The organism is Asticcacaulis biprosthecium C19 (genome assembly GCF_000204015.1).
Lineage (GTDB): Bacteria > Pseudomonadota > Alphaproteobacteria > Caulobacterales > Caulobacteraceae > Asticcacaulis > Asticcacaulis biprosthecius.
Map to the genome: position 1 here is coordinate 784,225 of NZ_GL883077.1, position 17,669 is coordinate 801,893.

Genomic DNA, 17,669 nt, shown 5'->3' on the forward strand with positions numbered 1-17,669 from the left:
CTTCGTAGGGAGGAGGGAGATTGATGGTCTCGGATGTGGTAGGCCTGCCTCGAGCGAGGCCTATTTCGGGACTGGGCCGGACGAGCCACGGATGATCAGAGCCGAGTCGAAAATAAAGCTGGCGCCCGGCTTGGTTTCGGCCGAGGTCAGCTTTTCCGATGCCATCCTGGCCATGTCACGAGTCGGCAAACGCACTGTGGTCAGGGTCGGGTTGATGCGTGTGGCGATCGGCGCGTCGTCGAAGCCCAGTATGGTCAGGTCGTCGGGGATGCGCAGGCCCAGCTCGTAGGCGGCCTTATAGGCACCGGCGGCCATGTCGTCGTTACAGCCGATGATCGCCGTGGGCCGGTCGGGGCGCGTCAGCATCTTCTGCGCGGCCTCATAGCCGGAATCGAAGCTGTAGTTTCCGGACTCGACCGTGGCGAAGGTCAGGCCGTGATTGGCCAGGCCTTTTTCGAAGCCGGCGCGGCGTTCGTGGGCCGACGGGTAGAGTTCATTGCCGGCGATGAAGCCGATGCGGCGGTGGCCCAGCCCGACGATGTGTTCGCCGGCCTGTTCGCAGCCGACCCGGTCGCGCGACACAATCTGAAGGCCGGCAATCGGCGGCTGGACGTCGTTATTGCGGGCGGTGACGCGGATGAAAGGGACGTCCAGTTCATCGAGCAGGTCCAGCAGGCCCTGGTCCTCGGCCACCGGCGGCAGGATGATGACGCCGGCCAGGCGCTGCAGCTCGACGAAGTCGCGGATCTCGTCCAGGAAACCCTCGGCCTTCCAGTCGCACGGGTGCACCACCAGTTCGTTGCCCGAACCGCGTAGTCCGTCCAGTGCACCCATCTGCATGTTGACGATGTACTGGGCATTGGGGTTGTCGTAGATAAGCCCAATCAGGAAGGATCGACGAAAGGCCAGGCCGCGCGCCTGGGGATCCGGGCGAAAGCCGACGCGGGCGATGATGTCATTGACCAGGTCGCGGGTTTCGCCGCGCACCGACGGCGACTTGTTGATCACCCGCGACACAGTCTTCTTCGACACCTGGGCCAGGCTGGCGACGTCGTTGATCGTCGCCTTCTTGCGGCGTTTCAGGAAATCTTCGACAGGGTCACCGTTCATACGGTCGCCGTGAATGGGGTCGGTCATCAGGTCGCCGGGCTCTTGTCCCGAGCTTACCGGCGGGCGGGGCTGCGAAGGACGGGTCATGCTGCGAATCGTTTTGTGCTATCGGTATTCGCAGAAATCGCCAACAGGCAGTTAACTGCCCTTGCGCCGTTTATTTTCCCCGGCATATTGCCTGCATCCCCGGTTTTTTCTAATGACACCGGTTACCATAAAAGAAATGCCCGCGGTTTGCACGCGTTTTTGCAAAGGAACGAATTATGCCCGAAGATCAAGCGACCCAAAAGGCTGGCTGCGCCGGTTTAGGCGCTCGTGATGCCGCACGTCCCGGTATCCTGCGTGTCCACGAAAACGACCATGTTGCGGTGGCGCTCGGCGACCTCGATGCTGGCGAAACCGTCACAGTGGGTGCGGTGTCCGTCACCCTGACGACCGATGTCCCCAAGGGCCACAAGATCGCGCTGTACGACATCCCCGTTGGCCAGGCAGTGCTGAAGTTCGGCTTCGTCATCGGCCGTGCGACGCAAGCGATCGCCGCCGGTGAGCACATTCACAGCCATAACCTGGCCACCGCATTGTCCGGCGTTGAAGACTACACTTACGAACCGGTCCCAATGGCGAAGCCGGCGGTCCCCACGGGGCAATTTCTCGGTTACCGCCGCGGCGACGGCAAGGTCGGCATTCGCAACGAAATCTGGATTTTGTGCACGGTCGGCTGTGTCGCCCGAACGTCGGAACGGCTGGCGCGACTGGCTTCGGAGCGTTTCAAGGGCCGTATCGACGGCGTCCACGCCCTGACCCATCCGCTGGGGTGTTCGCAACTGGGCGATGACCTGGATCATACGCGCAAGCTGATTGCCGCCCTGGCTATGCACCCCAATGCCGGCGGCGTGCTGATTGTCGGCCTTGGCTGTGAGAACAATCAACTTTCGGCCCTGCTGAAGGAAATCGACCGCCCCGCGGACCGGCTGAAATATTTCGCCGCCCAGATGGTCGAGGACGAGACTGAAACAGGCCTGGAAGCGCTTGAGGAACTGGTCGCCATCATCGAAAAGGACCAGCGCGAACCCTGTGACCTTTCGGATCTGGCCATCGGCGTCAAGTGCGGTGGTTCCGACGGTTTTTCCGGCCTGACCGCCAATCCGCTGGTTGGCCGAGTAGCCGACCGTGTCGCCTTTGCCGGCGGCCAGGCGATCATGACCGAGATTCCCGAGATCTTCGGCGCCGAGCGCATCCTGATGGGGCGTGCGAAGAACGAAGCCGTGTTCGAAGGCGTGGTGTCGGTGGTCAACGACTTCAAGCAGTACTTCCTCGACCACAATCAACCGGTGTTCGAAAACCCGTCGCCCGGCAACAAGGCCGGCGGCATCACCACCCTGGAGGAAAAATCCCTAGGGGCGGTGCAGAAGGGTGGGACCTCGCCCCTCAATGAAGTCCTGCGCTACGGTGAACGTGCCGACGAAAAGGGCTTGAGCCTGCTGGAGGCGCCGGGAAATGACGCCGTGTCGTCGACGGCCTTGACGGCGGCCGGCGCGGTGATTGTGCTGTTTACCACCGGCCGCGGTACGCCGCTGGGATTCCCGGCCCCGACCCTGAAGATCGCCTCCAACTCGGCCCTGGCGCAAAAGAAACCGCACTGGATCGATTTCGACGCCGGTCAGGTTCTGAACGATGGGCTCGATGCGACGACGGACTCGCTGATGGATTTGATCTTGCGCACGGCCTCGGGGCAGCCTAGCTGCAACGAGACGAATGACGAGCGCGAAATCGCCATCTGGAAGAACGGAGTCACCCTGTGAAGCACCTGTCCCTTGCCACGCTTTCTGACGTGAAGGCTGAAAAGCCGGCCTACGATCCCACGACACTCGCGCTGGGCGTGGTTCATTTCGGACCCGGCGCCTTTCACCGCGCGCATCAGGCGGCCTATCTCGATGCTCTGGCAGTAACCGACCCGCGCTGGGGCATTTGCGGCGTGTCGCTGCATTCGACCGGTGTGCGTGATGCGCTGACGCCCCAGAACGGGCTCTACACCCTGGCCACCCTCGACGAGGAGATCGGTTACAGGATCATCGCCTCGATCCGTGAAGTCCTGGTCGGGCCGGAGAACCCGGAGGCTGTGTTCGAACGCCTAATGGGTTGCGGCATCGTCACCTCGACTGTGACCGAAAAAGGCTATTGCCTGCATGCCGACGGCGCGCTCGATTTCGGCCATGGCGATATCGTCCATGACCTGGCCAACCCCCAAGCGCCGAAATCCTTCATCGGCTATGTCGTCGAAGGCCTGCGCCGCCGTCGCGAAGCCGGTCTGGCGCCGTTCGTGCTGATCCCGTGCGACAATCTGCCTAACAACGGCCGCCGTCTCAAGGGCGCCGTGGTGGCGTTCGCGGCGCGCTTTGATGCCGGTTTTGCGGACTGGATCGAGACCGGCCTGGCCTGTCCCTGCACCATGGTCGATTCCATTACGCCGGCGACGGATGACGCCTTGCGGACCCGTGTGGCGGACGCCATTGGTGTGCAGGATGCCTGGCCGATTCAGCGCGAAGCCTTTACCCAGTGGGTGATCGAGGACCACATCCATGACGGCGGCCCGGACTGGACCTCGGTCGGCGTCACCCTGACCGACAATGTCCCGGCCTATGAGCGTGCCAAGCTGCGGCTGTTGAACGGCCCGCACTCGACCCTGGCCTATGCGGGGCTGCACAAGGGCTATGAGACGGTCTCCGAAGCGATGAACGATCCGGAGCTGTCGGGCCTGGTCCGCGACCTGATGCTGAAGGACGTGGTGCCGCTGCTGGAGACGCCCAAGGGCATGGACCTGCCGGGCTATTGCGAAGCGATTTTGAAGCGCTTCCGCAATCCGGCGATCCGGCATCTGCTGTCGCAGATCGCCTGGGACGGCTCGCAGAAACTGCCGATCCGGATTCTGAGTTCGTTGCAGGAAGCCCTGGCACGCGGCAATGACATTTCGCGTTTGGCTGTGCCTTTGGCGGCGTGGATGCGCTTTGTGCGCAAGAAGGCCGCGACAGGGGAGGCGATGACCGACCCGCTGGCGGGGGAATTGATCGCGCTTGGCAAGGGCTTGAGCGACAGCCGCACCGATGTGGCGGTCTTCCTGGCCTTACGGGCCGTGTTCCCGGAAAACCTGGCGGGGAATGCTGTGTTTGTGAACGCGGTTGAAGCCGCATATGAGCGGCTCCTGGCCGCGGAAGATGTGGTTGCATAAGCCTTTCTCCCTCTCCCCACTTGAGGGGAGAGGACGAGAGCGGAGCGAAGTAAACGCGATTGGGTGAGGGGTTGAGGACATCCAGTTTCTACAGTTGTTGCTGAACCAACCCCTCACCCCAACCCTCTCCCCTCAAGTGGGGAGAGGGAGATTTGTTCGTGCTTTTTGATTTCTCACGCCGCCTTCTGAAGCCGCTCCGGCACTTGCCGGACCTGGGGGGCGATCGGTTGCACCGAGGTCGCCACAGCATTGATGTACAGGCTGTAAATATGGGTCATGCTGGTGAAATTGTCCTGCATCTTCTGCACCATGGCGCTCTGCAATTCGACAAAGTCCTGCACCGTCTTGACCGATAAAACCTGTTTCGACAACGCATCGTAATCCGAAAAACTCTTGCCGCAGGCTTCTGTGACGGCCTTGTTGACATCGCTCATCGCCGACGAAGCGCGCTTGCCGGCCTCGACGTAGGCGTCCATGGTCTGCGCCCCGATTGCCAGATTGCGGCTGGCCAGGCGGCTGGCGTCCTCGCCGACGCGGCGCAGGGTTTCGCGTCCGCTATCGGTGACCTTGTCGACGGCGTCCTTGCCGGCCTGGACGCTGTCGCGCGCCGTCTCGGTAGCGGCGGTGGTGGTGTCGGTCACGGTGTCGGCCGCGCGCTTGACGTTGTCTTTGGGATTATCAGCCAAGGTGGTCGTCCTCTAGGATTTGCGCGCATGCGAACAGCTGCCGGTAAACCGGTGCCAGAAATGCGTCGCTGTGGCTTATGGGAAAGGGTTTGCGCCGTTTATCGCGGCGCAAACCATATAGCCGAATCTGCGTAATGAAGTCGCAGGTTTTCGCCGTGTTTACGTAAGGATCACGTAAGGGAAATTTGGCAGGCCTATGCCGCCCTGATATGGCTGAGGAAGCGGTTGATCTGGGTGCGTAGGTTCGCGGCCTGATGAGCCAGTTCGCCGGAGGCCGATAGTACCTGAGCGGCGCCGGCGCCGGTTTCTTCGGCCAAGCGGGCAACACCGGTGATGTTGATGGTGACTTCCTGTGTGCCCATCGAAGCCTGATTGACAGCCTGAACGATTTCGTTGGTGGCCGAACCTTGTTGCTCGACGGCGGCGGCGATTGTGCTCGACGAGTCGTTGATGTCGCGAATCGTGCCGGTGATGTTGCTGATGGCCTCGACGGCCCGGCGGGTTGTAGACTGTATGCTGCCGATGTGCTGGCTGATCTCGGCGGTGGCGCGGCTGGTCTGACCGGCCAGAGCCTTGACTTCGGACGCGACGACGGCGAAGCCTCTGCCGGCCTCACCGGCACGGGCGGATTCGATGGTGGCGTTGAGCGCCAGCAGGTTGGTCTGCGAGGCGATGCCGGTGATCATGTCGACGATACCATTGATGCGATCGGCGGCTTGCGACAGTTCCTGCACGATGGCTGCGGTGGAATCGGCCTCACGGACGGCTTCGCGCGCCTTGATCGACGAGTGTTCGACCTGACGGCTGATCTCTCGTACCGAGGCGCCCAGTTCTTCGGCGGAACCGGCGACCGAGGTCACGTTGGTGCCGGCTTCTTCGGCGGCGGCGGAAACCGAGGTGGCCTGGGCTGAGGTTTCATGCGCCGAAGAGGTCAGTTGCGATGCCGTGGCCTGCATTTCCGTCGCGGCGGAGGAAACGATGTCGACGATGCCACCGACGGTCGTCTCGAACTGGTCGGCCAGGTCGCGCATGGCGGCACTGCGCTGGATGGCGGTTCGTTCGCGCGTCTCGATGGCTTCCTGTTCAAGCGTTGTGTTGTATATCATGCCGGCCTTGAAAATATCGACTGCGGCGGCCATTTCACCGATTTCGTTGGTTTCGCCGAGGCTGGGGACTGTGGACGTCGTATCGCCCGTGGCCAGTTGGCGCATAGCTTCGGCCATCCGGCGAATGGGCGTCGATATGCTCGTGATCATCAACCATCCGATGACGACGCAAACCAGGACAGAGAAACCCAGCGCGATCAGGATAAGGGTTTTCGCCAGTTCGCCAGTCTTCATACTATCAATGGCTGCGGCGGTGCCCATCTTGCCCTGGAATTCGCGGTCAGCCGTGACGGTCGCCCGTACCAGGTCGACGGTAGACCGCATGTCGGTCGCATAGATTTGCTTGGCTGTGATATCATCATCGGAACCAAGCGCCTGCTCGTAACTGACAGAAAAGGCCATATATTGGTCCAGCGCATCGGTCATAGCCTTGGCGAGCTTTTCTTCTTCGCCTGGCAGGATGGTCGGCGTGTAATCCCTAAGGTCCTGGTCGATCTCCGTCTTGGCGACGGCAGCTCTTTTCAGGAAGGCCTCGCGTTCGTCGGTCTTGATAAGCGCCAGGCCCTGGTACAGGCGGAAACGTTCGAAGTCCTCGGACAGGTTGCCCATCGCCTGGGTCGCGGGCAGCCAATTCGTTGCCACTTCCTCGGACTTTACATTGATTCGCGCCAATCGGTCGAAGGCAAAGGCACCCAGAGCAGCCGTGGTCAGCAGCATAAGGAATAGGGCGGCGATCACGCGAAAACGGATCGTGAAGCGGCTAAGCATAGGGAACTCCGGTACTGATACAGACAGTCGTCCATCCGTGGCCGGTATAGCCATCTTGGAAGAATGTTGATTTATGACTGCGCGTCGCCGTGTGAAGTTAGTCTTAAGACGTGTTTTAATATCCGGCACGCGCCACCTACGTACCTTGCTGAATGAAGGGTACTTTGGAAAACAGCTTGCGCTCTTCGCCGCGTGGGTCGAGCGCCAACTGTGGCGGCAAATCCATCAGCATGGTTTCGCGCCCGGCCATTGTGTAGGGCAGCCACTGTGGCAGGGCCGGGGTCTGCGGCGAGCCGGATTTGGCAAAGGCGATGAAGGCATCACTGAACAGGTCAGCTATGCGGCGGGCATCGTCGCTGTCGGTGGTGATACTGTCCGGCACAGCCGTCGTGCGGAAAACCAGAGGAATATCAATCGTGTGCGGCGCGCCATGCTTGCCGCCGTCCTTGGGCGATCGCCAATCGGCCTGGTAGGCATAGATGACGGCGCCGGCTTTTGCCCGAGCCTCCAACTCTTCGACCGCGCCGCGCCATGACCGCCCGGCTGTGGTGGCGGCAAAGAAGACATCCGACGGCGACATATCTGGATAAAGGCGGCGGTAGGTGTCGATGACAATGTAAGGGTCGATATCGACGCGGTACTGCGGCGGTAGCTTGGCCGGCAGTTCGTCCCAGGTCAGTTCGAAATTGTGCGGATCTCCCCCTAAGAAGGCACGCGTTTCGTCACGGGTATTGCCGATCATCATCGGGATGTCGTGTGATTGGGACGGCGCGTCGGGCCAGAAAGGATGGCGGAACAGGACGGTCTCGTCCAGCACTGGGCCCATATAGACGCCGCCGGAGCCGATAACCGGGTCTTTCGCTTTCAGGGCGGCAACCAGATCAGCAACTGGCAGGGTCTGGACTTTCGCCAGGCCGTCGGCGTCGGGTTTCAGACCCAGCAGTTCCAGAAAGGCCGTGGCGCGCAGGGTGGCGTTGCCAGGTCCGGACGCCGTCACCTGCTGGCCGCTCATGGTGGCGGCGCGATTGAACAGGCCCCTGGCTGACGGCGTCGCCATCATGGTGGCGATCTTGGCGCCGCCGCCGGACTGGCCAAACACCATGACCTGGTTCGGGTCGCCGCCGAAGTTGCGGATATTGTCGCGCACCCATTCCAGGGCCAGATGCAGGTCCAATTGCCCGCAATTACCGGACTGTTGCAGCCTTAACGCGCTGGGCGTGTGCTCAAGGAGCGAAACGTTAGCACCGCCCAGCGCAAGCCTTTCAAGGCGCGCGAGATAAAGGTAACCGAAGGCGTTGAGGCGGTGATTGACCGTGACGACCACAACATCGCCACGCAGGGCCAGGTTGGTGCCGTCGTACAACGGACTGCCGCCCGAGCCGTTGGCGTAGGCGCCGCCGTGTATGTAGAACATCACCGGCCGGGCCTTTTTGGTATTGGCTTCCGGCGTCCAGATGTTGAGGAACAGGCAGTCTTCGCTTTGGCCGTAGGGGTCGGGCGTGCTGCCCTGGGGCGAGGCAGGACCATAGGTAACCGCGGCAAAGGGTTTGGTCCACGGCTCGGGTTTGACCGGTGGCTGGAAGCGTCTGGCGATACCATAACGTAGACCCAGATAGACGCTGACGCCGTCCTTGACCTGACCGGTGACGGGTCCGGCGGTGGTTTGCACCTTCGAGACGGCAGATCTTGCTGACACCGGTGTCACGAGTGCGGTCGCGGTGAGGGCGGTCAGGCCGGTAAGGGCGTGGCGGCGGTTCATGGAAAGCGTCCCTGCTGTCAGATGGTTTTGGATTAAACTAAAACCAATTCAGGGTTTTGTCTTGAGATAATCGCGTCACACGACTAGGTTTAGCTATGACCTCGCCTGCGCCCCTTATCGACGGTTTCGGCCGCCGCCTCAGCTATGTCCGGCTGTCGGTGACGGACCGCTGCGATCTGCGCTGCACCTACTGTATGAGCGAGACGCAGACCTTCCTGCCGCGCAAGGACCTGCTGAGCTGGGAAGAGATGGAGCGGCTGAGCCGGTTTTTGATCCAAAGCGGGGTCGACAAGTTGCGCATCACCGGCGGTGAACCCCTGGTGCGCAAGGGCGTCCTCGATTTTATCGGACGGCTGGGTGAGGAGGTTCACGCCGGGCGGCTGAAAGAACTGACCCTGACGACCAACGGGACCTTGCTCGAAGGGGCGGCGCCGGCCCTGGCCGCAGCAGGGGTCAAACGCATCAATGTCTCGTGTGATAGTCTGAGGCCCGAGGTGTTCCGGCGGGTCACCCGTGGCGGCGACCTGGCCAAGGTTCTGACCGGCATCGAGGCCGCCCAGGATCACGGCATCAGGATCAAGCTGAACGTCGTCGCCCTGGCCCAGGACAATCTGGCGGACCTGCCCGACATTATCGCCTTTGCCCATGAGCGCGGCATGGATGTCTCGCTGATTGAGACTATGCCGCTAGGTGATATCGAGGGTCGCGAGGCGCAATTTGTGTCTTTGGGGCAGGTGCTCGAAACACTTCGCACTTACTGGAAGATTGAGCCGACGGCTGAAACGACGGCCGGGCCGTCGCGCTACTATCGCGTCGCCGAGACCGGCGGGCGGCTGGGGCTGATCACGCCGCTGTCGCATAATTTCTGCGACACCTGCAATCGCGTCCGCATTACCTGCACCGGCCAGCTTTACATGTGCCTGGGCCAGGACGACCATGTCGATCTGCGCGGGCCTTTGCGTGACGACCCGAGCGATGCCGGATTGGCGCAGGCCCTGCAGCAGGCCCTGACGCATAAACCGCGCGCCCATGATTTTTTCATCAATTCCAACGCCTTGCCGCCGGTTGAACGAAGCCACCGGCCGGCGCGCACCATGTCCGTGACCGGGGGATAGAATGGCCGATATTGCACAAGATGACTTGAAGTGGCTGGGCGGCGGGCGGATCAACGCTGAGCGGCCGTTCAAACAGGTTAGTATCGCTGTCCTGACCGTGTCCGACACGCGCGACGAGGAAAGCGACACCTCTGGCGATATCCTGGCGAAACGTATCGAAGCCGCGGGCCATCGGGTCGCCGCACGTGAGATCGTTCGCGACGATGTCGACGCGATCCGCAAGGTGGTGAAGAACTGGACCAGCTCGGGTCAGGTCGATGCGATCATTTCGACCGGGGGCACGGGTATAACCGGCCGCGATGTCACCCCCGAAGCCATCGAACCGCTGATGTCCAAGAAGATCGATGGCTTCTCAACCATCTTCCATATGCTGAGTTATCAGACGGTCGGCCTGTCGACGCTGCAATCGCGGGCGACTGCCGGCATTGTCGACGGCGTCTTCGTCTTTTGTCTGCCGGGCTCGAATGGGGCCGTAAAGGACGGCTGGGACAAGGTCATCCGCTGGCAGCTCGATTCCCGCCATGGTCCGTGCAACATGGTCGAACTGATGCCGCGCCTCGACGAGCGCTGACATGGTTCCCGACGCCAATCTCCAGGATGATGTCCCGCTGAAACCCAATCTTGTCACGGTGGCCCACGCTCAGTACCGGGTGCGGGCGGGTGCGTTGCCTGTGGTGACGGAGACGGTCGCGTTGAACAAGGCGCTGGGGCGGGTACTGGCCCAGGATGTGACCGCCACGCGCGACCAGCCGCCGTTCAATGCCTCAGCCATGGACGGTTATGCGGTTCGCAGCGCGGATCTGGCGCGGCGGGTCAATCCGGCCACCCTCAAATTGATCGGGGAAAGCCAGGCGGGCAGCGCGTTTGGCGGCATCGTTCACCGCAACGAGGCCGTGCGCATCTTTACCGGCGCGACGGTGCCGAGGGGGTGCGACGCTGTCGTCATCCAGGAAAATACTGTTGCTGGTGATGGCACCGTGACCATTCAGCCAGATGGGCTGAAACTGACCAGGACCCACATCCGTCCGGCCGGCCAGGATTTCAAATCCGGCGAGGTGCTGCTGAAAGCCGGGGAACGGCTCGATCCGTGGCGGTTGTCGCTGGTCGCCGCGGCTGGGCTGGACCGTGTGGCTGTGGCGCGTCGGCCGGTGGTGGCCGTGCTGTCGACCGGCGATGAGCTGGTGCCGCCGGGCGGGGAGCCCGATGGCGATCAGATTTTCGAATCCGGCTCCCACGCCATTATGGCCCTGATCAAACAATGGGGCGGCAAGGCCGTCTCGCTCGGCGTCGGGGCCGACACGAAAAAATCCCTGCTGAAGGCGTTAAAGGGCGCCGAGGCCGATCTTATCGTGACCATTGGCGGAGCCAGCGTCGGTGATCATGATCTGGTTAAGCCGGCCCTGGCGAAGCTGGGGCTGGACCTGGCTTTCGACGGCATCAAGGTCCGACCCGGCAAACCTACGGCGTTCGGGCAAGTTAAGGATGGTCGCCGGGTGTTGAGCCTGCCGGGCAATCCGGCCTCGGCCTTCGTCATGGCGCAGTTGATGCTGAAAGCCTGGCTGGAGACCAGTCTCGGCATGCCGCCGCGCCAGGATTACGCCCATGCCGCCACGACGGTGGCGATCGCCGCCAACGGCCCGCGCGAAGCCTTCCTGCGCGGGACCTGCAGCCTATCGTCCGACGGCCGCATGCAGGTTACGCCCTTTTCCGACCAGGATTCCTCGCTGATTACCGTCTTTGCCCGTACAGACGCCCTGATCCATCTGCCGTCCGGGTCGGAGGCGAAGCAGCCCGGTGATCTGGTCGACATCCTGCCGCTGGATCGCCTGTGATGGCCGCACCGCGCCTCAGAGTCGCCTCTGGATTCGCCAGCGATATCGGCCACCGTGACGAAAACCAGGACTTCGCCGCCGCCTGCCTGGAGGACCTGCCGCGCCATCATGGCCTGGTCGCCGCCGTCGCTGACGGCGTCGGCGGAGCCAAGGGCGGACGCGTCGCCGCGGAACTGACCGTGCGCTCATTCATCGACGATTATCTCAGCCAGAGCGATGCCCTGCCGCCGCGCAAGACCGCCGCGCGGGCGCTGGAAAGTATCAACCACTGGCTCCATGTCCAGGGTACCAAGGACGCGAAGCTCAAGGGTATGTCGGCAGTGTTTACCGGCGTGGTGGTCAAGGGTCACCGCATGCACAGCTTCCATGTCGGGGATACGCGTCTGTACCGGCTGCGCGATGGCCAGCTCAGCCTGCTGACCAAGGATCACAAGCCCGAAGGCGCCGAGGACAGCCATTACATTACCCGCGCCATCGGCATGGAAGAGTCGGTCCGCATCGACTACCGCGTTCACGACGTCGCCATCCATGACCGCATCCTGCTGAGCAGCGACGGAGTCCATGGGCCGTTGAAAATGGCCTATATGACCGACGTGCTGAATGCCCGGGCGGCACCGGACGAGACGGCGCGCAAGCTGGTGGCCGATGCTCTGGCGGCCGGCGGGACGGACAATGCCACCGCCCTGGTCATCGATATTGTCGACCTGCCGCCGACCACGCTGGAGGACCTGGACGCGGTCTTTGCCAGCCTGCCGATCCACGATCCGCCCAAGGTCGGCGAGATGGTCGACGACTTCAAGCTGGAATCGATCCTGTCGGACAGCGACTATTCGCGGGTGTTCAGGGCGCGCGACACCAAGGAGCACCGCGCCGTCCTGCTTAAGTTCCCGCGCCAGGACACGATCGGAAGCGAAGCCACGGCGCGGGCGGCCTTTGCGCGTGAAGCCTGGGTGGCGACGAGGGTCCACCACATCTTTATCGGCGCAGTCCTGACCCTGCCGCCGAAACGCCAGACCCGGCTGTACATTGCCCAGCCGTTTTACGAGGGCGAAACCCTTGAAAAGCGGCTGTTGCGGGCGCCGGTGCCGTTGGCTGAGGGGTTGGAGATCGCGCTGAAGCTGGCCAAGGCGATTGCCGCCCTGCATCGGGCGGGGATCATCCACCGCGATATCAAGCCGGAAAACATCATCCTGACCCCGGATGGCGGGCTGAAGCTGATCGACCTGGGGGTGGCGCGGCTGCCGCACTTGGACACGGCGCGTGAGATGGACCACGTGCCGGGGACGGCCAGCTATCGCGCGCCGGAAATGTTCGACGGCAATTCGGGCGATGAGCAGACGGACATCTTTGCTTTGGGGGTGACGCTCTACCGGATGTTCAGCGGCGGCAGCTATCCCTATGGTGAGATCGAACCGTTCGTGCGGCCGCGCCTGGGCAAGGCTGAGCCTCTGACGGCGAAACGTCAGGACGTGCCGGCCTGGCTGGAGAACCTGATCCGTACTGCGATCGCTCCGGACCCGGACGAACGATTCCAGGACGGGTTCGAACTGGCCTATCAACTGGAGAATGGCGCGCTGAGCACGGCGTCCGTGCCGGCGCGGCGCGAGACCTGGGCGCGGCGTAACCCGGAAAAGTTGTGGCAGGCGATCTCGCTGCTGCTGTTCCTGGCGCTGCTCGTGGTAGGGTTGGGGCGGTTGTGAGGTAAAGCAGCGTCAATCTTTGCGACGTGCCCCTTCGGTGCCGGCCTAAATCCGGAGGCCTCCACTTGTCTGCGCAGGCATCCGGCTCGCTTTTGACGTCAGATAAATGACTCAGCCCCTTTTTTCCGCACTCTTTTCCCTGTTCCCCTGTATTTCGGCGTCATCGCCAAATCCCTCGGCGTGGGGGGGGGGGGGGGCGCTTTATCGGCTGGTGGGGTGAAGATGGGCGTTGAAGCCATCTTCGATACAGCCAAATCGAAACGTGATCTACGTACCTAGAGACTTATTAATCGTTTCTGGCCTGATCTCAAGCAATTCGGCAAGCTGGTTGGCGATCCGCACCCCAAGCCAGACACCGCCCGTATGTCCAAGAGTTTTGGGCGCCTCAGGAACTCCGAACTCATCAGAAGCACCGTTTCGTGTGGTAATGCCGTCAAATTGCCAATGGACCCCCAGATACACACGACTAACCGAATTGTCGGTGATCGCCTTCCATAGGCTGGGGTAGCGCCGTGTTAACAATTGTCGGGGCATGCCTGTCCGCGGGTCACGGTTGCGCCCATTGAATTCATCAGAAACAAAGTCGAAGTCAACATTGTCCCCGCCATCGTCCTCGAAATTGGCCGCCCCCTTTTCTACAAGAAACAACCGCAATAGTTGAAACGCGGCCGCTCCGAAGGTTGCATGGCCCGAAGGGTAAGCTGGAAAATCAGGTGTCCGCTCAATGTCATTGCCGTTTGTAGCGGGGCGGCCAAGTGGTCGCCAGTCCCGTCGAGGTGCGGTTCCGTGGTTGGGATCGGCATTTGGAATCCCCAGTGCTGGTCGCCACATCATATGCTTGGCCGAATATTTGTAGTGCCAAGCATCAATAGCAGCGTCGGCTTGCGAAATGCCAATCATCGCGATGATATCGAGTTCATCATCCACACTCAACCGGGTTTTATTGCGAGCCTGGATGTCATCGAGCACCGAGAGAACAATCTGCAGGTACAGACGCGGTGGCGTGCCAAGCTCTTGCGGGCCGTCATAGCCCCAGTAAATGCCGATAATCTCTTCATTCAGAGTCCGCGAGCCGTCGGCTCGGTTGCTGATACCTTTAGCGAGAACTTCCTCATAGTCACGTTTATAGTGGGAGGCGGCTTCTACCTCGGTGGGGCTAACTCGCCCGGGCGGTGTAGGAAAGTTCTCTATTCTCTTCGCGACAAGCGGCGCTGCCGTGCCCCAGGCTGAACCTGCAAACCCTTGATTCGGCTCGTTGGGGGGCGCGTTATGGTAGTATGGTTCCAAGATAGGAATATACATGACACCGGCGATTTCCGCGTCTTTCTTCCCCAGCTCATGAATAGCGTCACCGAATGCGATTCCAGCGATCTGCGATTGGGCCCGGAGCGGTGTTGGAGTCGGCTCGAAAAGCTCAAGCCATTGACTGCATGCCGAGTTGATCAGATGCAATTGATCGGGATAGCGCCGGCGCAAAACTTGCGCGCAAGCCATAGCCGCTGCAACTTTGGGGTTTGCGCCTTTCAAATCAGAGGCCGTCGCGTGGCTCTTGAGCTGGGCCAGAAATGCGGAACGACCATTGGCGATGGCCTTCGCATCCCGTAAAGCGGCAAGCGCCATTCCGAGCGCTCGCGCGGTCAGAAATGGCCCCCGTTGATTGCCCTTTTTCTCCCGATTTTGTGGAAAGAAGGAATCGGTATGGTCGCGCCGGATGCATTCAAGCGTCATGTCGATACAAAAACGATACTCAGGTGATGCTGCGGTCATATTCACTTGATCCTAATTTTGAATTGGGGAGGATTTTATTGAAATTTTTTTACACGAGGCCCGCGCCCCGTATGCTGCTGACAAACTCAAACATCAAACTTTGTTAACAAAACTATCGCCGAAGGACGCATGTTCGACAATTCGACATTAGGTTGATAAATGCTATTTGGGGCGTCTGTCTAGGCTTTTTTACCAATGAGGATAATATTTACCACAGAACAAAAATCCGAAGGGACGAGCCGGGATCATAGAGCGCAACAGAAAACGTGAGGTTTGGCGAGATCCGCGTAAGCACTTGATTGGGTCGTCCGACAAGCGGAGAAATCCAGTAACCGTCCAAACATTTAAGCTCACCATCAATCGGTCGAGCGGTGCTCAGTTGATACGCGCCGCAAATATAAAACTCAGTAAGCGTTTAGCCGCCACCGTTACTCGATGTAATTCCACGGCATGAGTGCGTCGACGTCGCTGTTGGGCCATCCGTTGGCGATACGGGTCAGGGTCTGTGTAAGCCAGGCGACCGGATCGACCTCGTTCATTTTGGCGGTTTGCAAGAGGGTTGCGATGGTGGCCCAGGTTCTGCCGCCGCCGTCACTGCCAGCGAAGAGCGCATTCTTCCTGGTGATGGTCTGCGGCCTGATAGCGCGTTCGACGATGTTGGAGTCGATTTCGATGCGGCCGTCGAACAGAAAGCGTTCGAGATTTTCCCGTCGTGACAGGGCGTAGCGGATGTCTTCAGCCAGCTTGGATTTTCCGGAGATGCGCGGCAAGGTATCCTGCCAGAGTTTGAACAGGTCGGCGACAAGCGGCGCCGTTCTCGCCTGGCGCGCGGCGGCCCTCAACTCTGGCACCTGACCGCGGACGTCGCTTTCAACCTCCCAGAGCTTTGCCATCCGCTCAACGGCCTGAGACGCCACCGGTGACTTACCGGCGGCATGCAGTTCGTAAAAGCGTCGACGAACATGGCTCCAGCACCCGGCCAGCAGCAACTTGTCATTGCTCTGGTTAGCTTTGACCAGAGAGGTATAGGCACCATAGCCGTCAACCTGGAGAATACCCTTATAGCCATCAAGATGGCGGGCGATGCAGTCGCCGGCCCGGCTGTCTTCGAAGCGATAAACGACCATGGGCGGGCCCTTGCCGCCGAACGGTCGGTCGTCCCTGGCGTAGGCCCACAACCAAGCCTTCTTGACAGCGCCTGTCCCCGGCGCCAGCGTCGGCAAGGTGGTCTCATCGGCGAAGATCCTGTCGCCTTGCTTGATCTGGGTCAGGACGTAATCGGCGAGGATTTCCAGTTCGAAGACGACCTTGCCCATCCATTGGGCCATGACGGCGCGGCTGATCTCCACCTTGTCGCGGGCATAGATGGCTTCCTGACGATAGAGCGGAAGGCCGTCGGCGTATTTGGAGACGGCGACCTGCGCCAGAAGCGCTTCTGTCGGGATACCGCCCTCGATGATGTGGGCAGGCGCCGGCGCCTGGACGACACCGTCTTCATTGTTACCGTCTTTATCCTTGAAGGCATATTTCGGGCGGCACGTGACGATGACCCGGAACTTCGCCGGCGTGACGTCGAGCCGTTCGGAAACGTCTTCACCGATCTTGAGCTTCGTCTTGCCGACATCCTCCGGACGGTCTTCCGGCTCGATGACGACTTCGACACGCTCCAGATGGGCAGGAAAGCTCTTGCGCGGCCGCGGGGCGCGTTTGGCGGCGCCAGCCCCACGACCCTTCTCGATCTTTGCCTCCAGATCGGCGATCCCGGTGGCGATCTCATCAAAGACGAAGGCGTGCTGCTCATCGTCGACAGCCGCACCCAGTTTCTCCGAGCGCCGCCCGAAACGGGCGCGCTCATACGCCTTCAGGATCAAGGTCAGCCGCTCGATGCGCGCATCGGCAGCGCTATTCAGGCTTTTCAGGTCGGCAACTTCCGTCTCCAGGGCATCGGCTCGGGCTGCTTTTTCCGCCATCGCCAGGGCAAACGCCCTGAGCGCTTCAATGCTGTCCGGAAGGGTAAAATCAGGTGCCGCCATGACACCAAACCTACCAGGTTTCAGCAGGAATGGTCTGCGATTTCAGGGGCCTGATTCATTCTGTCGCAGGGCGTCAGCCGACCATTGCCGGCCGCTTCACGCTCACCGCACGCACCCGTTTCCAGTCCATGCCGTCGACCAGAGCCAGCAACTGGGAATGGCTCATTTGAACACGGGCCTGGCTGATCCTCGGCCAGCAAAAGCCCGACTTTTCCAATCGCTTGGCATAGAGACAGACGCCGGTTCCGTCCCACCAGACAATCTTGATCCTGTCAGTTCTCTTGGCGCGGAAGACGTAAAGCGCACCGTTGAACGGGTCGCTGCCGGCATTGCGCACCAGAGCCAGCAAACTGTCCGGCCCTTTGCGGAAGTCGATCGGATGCGACGCCAGCAGGACCTTGACACCCGACGGGATCATGATGCGCGAACCGCACGGATCACGCGCCGCAAATGAGCTTCATCGCTGTCGACGCCGCAACGGATAGTGGCACCGGCAATGACAACCTCGATAAGCCCCGCCGTCGTTCGCACCTCAACAGATGGCGGCCGGGAGACGGCGCTGATCCA

Annotated in this window: 13 protein-coding genes; 6 read left to right on the forward strand and 7 right to left on the reverse strand. The window is 61.3% G+C overall.

Annotation, left to right across the window (positions count from 1 at the left end):
• Nucleotides 1-60 precede the first annotated feature (60 nt).
• On the reverse strand, nt 61-1,137 hold the full coding sequence (locus tag ABI_RS03990) for a LacI family DNA-binding transcriptional regulator (RefSeq protein ID WP_006271554.1): 1,077 nt from the start codon (nt 1,135-1,137) through the stop codon (nt 61-63).
• A 236-nt stretch (nt 1,138-1,373) separates the two neighbouring features.
• Between ABI_RS03990 and ABI_RS03995 the strand changes: the two genes are divergently transcribed.
• A complete protein-coding gene (locus ABI_RS03995) occupies nt 1,374-2,912 on the forward strand; it encodes a UxaA family hydrolase (RefSeq protein ID WP_006271555.1) in 1,539 nt (512 codons plus the stop codon).
• Nucleotides 2,909-4,336, forward strand: a complete 1,428-nt coding sequence (locus ABI_RS04000; RefSeq protein ID WP_006271556.1) for a mannitol dehydrogenase family protein — start codon at nt 2,909-2,911, stop codon at nt 4,334-4,336. The genes ABI_RS03995 and ABI_RS04000 overlap by 4 nt, the downstream gene beginning before the upstream one ends.
• 173 nt (nt 4,337-4,509) lie before the next feature.
• Here ABI_RS04000 and ABI_RS04005 read toward each other — a convergent pair whose 3' ends face one another.
• The 3 genes from ABI_RS04005 to ABI_RS04015 form a co-directional block, all read right to left on the reverse strand.
• Entirely contained in the window at nt 4,510-5,022 is a 513-nt protein-coding gene (locus tag ABI_RS04005) for a phasin family protein (protein WP_006271557.1), read from the reverse strand.
• Nucleotides 5,023-5,216: 194 nt separating this feature from the next.
• Nucleotides 5,217-6,896 (reverse strand): methyl-accepting chemotaxis protein, encoded by a 1,680-nt coding sequence (locus ABI_RS04010; protein WP_006271558.1) that lies wholly within the window; start codon nt 6,894-6,896, stop codon nt 5,217-5,219.
• A gap of 136 nt (nt 6,897-7,032) precedes the next feature.
• Nucleotides 7,033-8,655 (reverse strand): carboxylesterase/lipase family protein, encoded by a 1,623-nt coding sequence (locus ABI_RS04015; RefSeq protein ID WP_006271559.1) that lies wholly within the window; start codon nt 8,653-8,655, stop codon nt 7,033-7,035.
• A gap of 95 nt (nt 8,656-8,750) precedes the next feature.
• Between ABI_RS04015 and moaA the strand changes: the two genes are divergently transcribed.
• Genes moaA through ABI_RS04035 form a run of 4 tightly spaced genes read left to right on the forward strand, consistent with a single transcriptional unit; the run spans nt 8,751 to nt 13,302 of the window.
• The gene (gene moaA / locus ABI_RS04020; protein ID WP_006271560.1) at nt 8,751-9,770 is read left to right on the forward strand and encodes a GTP 3',8-cyclase MoaA; all 1,020 of its coding nucleotides are present in this window, start codon (nt 8,751-8,753) and stop codon (nt 9,768-9,770) included.
• A 1-nt stretch (nt 9,771) separates the two neighbouring features.
• Entirely contained in the window at nt 9,772-10,341 is a 570-nt protein-coding gene (moaB, locus tag ABI_RS04025) for a molybdenum cofactor biosynthesis protein B (protein WP_006271561.1), read from the forward strand.
• 1 nt (nt 10,342) lies between these two features.
• Complete coding sequence (locus ABI_RS04030) at nt 10,343-11,602, forward strand: molybdopterin molybdotransferase MoeA (RefSeq protein WP_006271562.1); 1,260 nt, start codon at nt 10,343-10,345, stop codon at nt 11,600-11,602.
• The gene (locus ABI_RS04035) at nt 11,602-13,302 is read left to right on the forward strand and encodes a bifunctional protein-serine/threonine kinase/phosphatase (RefSeq protein WP_040308559.1); all 1,701 of its coding nucleotides are present in this window, start codon (nt 11,602-11,604) and stop codon (nt 13,300-13,302) included. The genes ABI_RS04030 and ABI_RS04035 overlap by 1 nt, the downstream gene beginning before the upstream one ends.
• Nucleotides 13,303-13,569: 267 nt before the next feature.
• Here the strand turns inward: ABI_RS04035 and ABI_RS04040 are convergent, their stop codons facing one another.
• From ABI_RS04040 to tnpB, 3 genes are all read right to left on the reverse strand, one after another.
• A complete protein-coding gene (locus ABI_RS04040) occupies nt 13,570-15,069 on the reverse strand; it encodes a vanadium-dependent haloperoxidase (RefSeq protein ID WP_006271564.1) in 1,500 nt (499 codons plus the stop codon).
• A 428-nt stretch (nt 15,070-15,497) separates the two neighbouring features.
• Complete coding sequence (gene tnpC, locus ABI_RS04045; RefSeq protein WP_006271565.1) at nt 15,498-17,102, reverse strand: IS66 family transposase; 1,605 nt, start codon at nt 17,100-17,102, stop codon at nt 15,498-15,500.
• A 73-nt stretch (nt 17,103-17,175) separates the two neighbouring features.
• Nucleotides 17,176-17,520, reverse strand: a complete 345-nt coding sequence (gene tnpB, locus ABI_RS04050; protein WP_006271566.1) for an IS66 family insertion sequence element accessory protein TnpB — start codon at nt 17,518-17,520, stop codon at nt 17,176-17,178.
• Nucleotides 17,521-17,669: the final 149 nt, after the last annotated feature.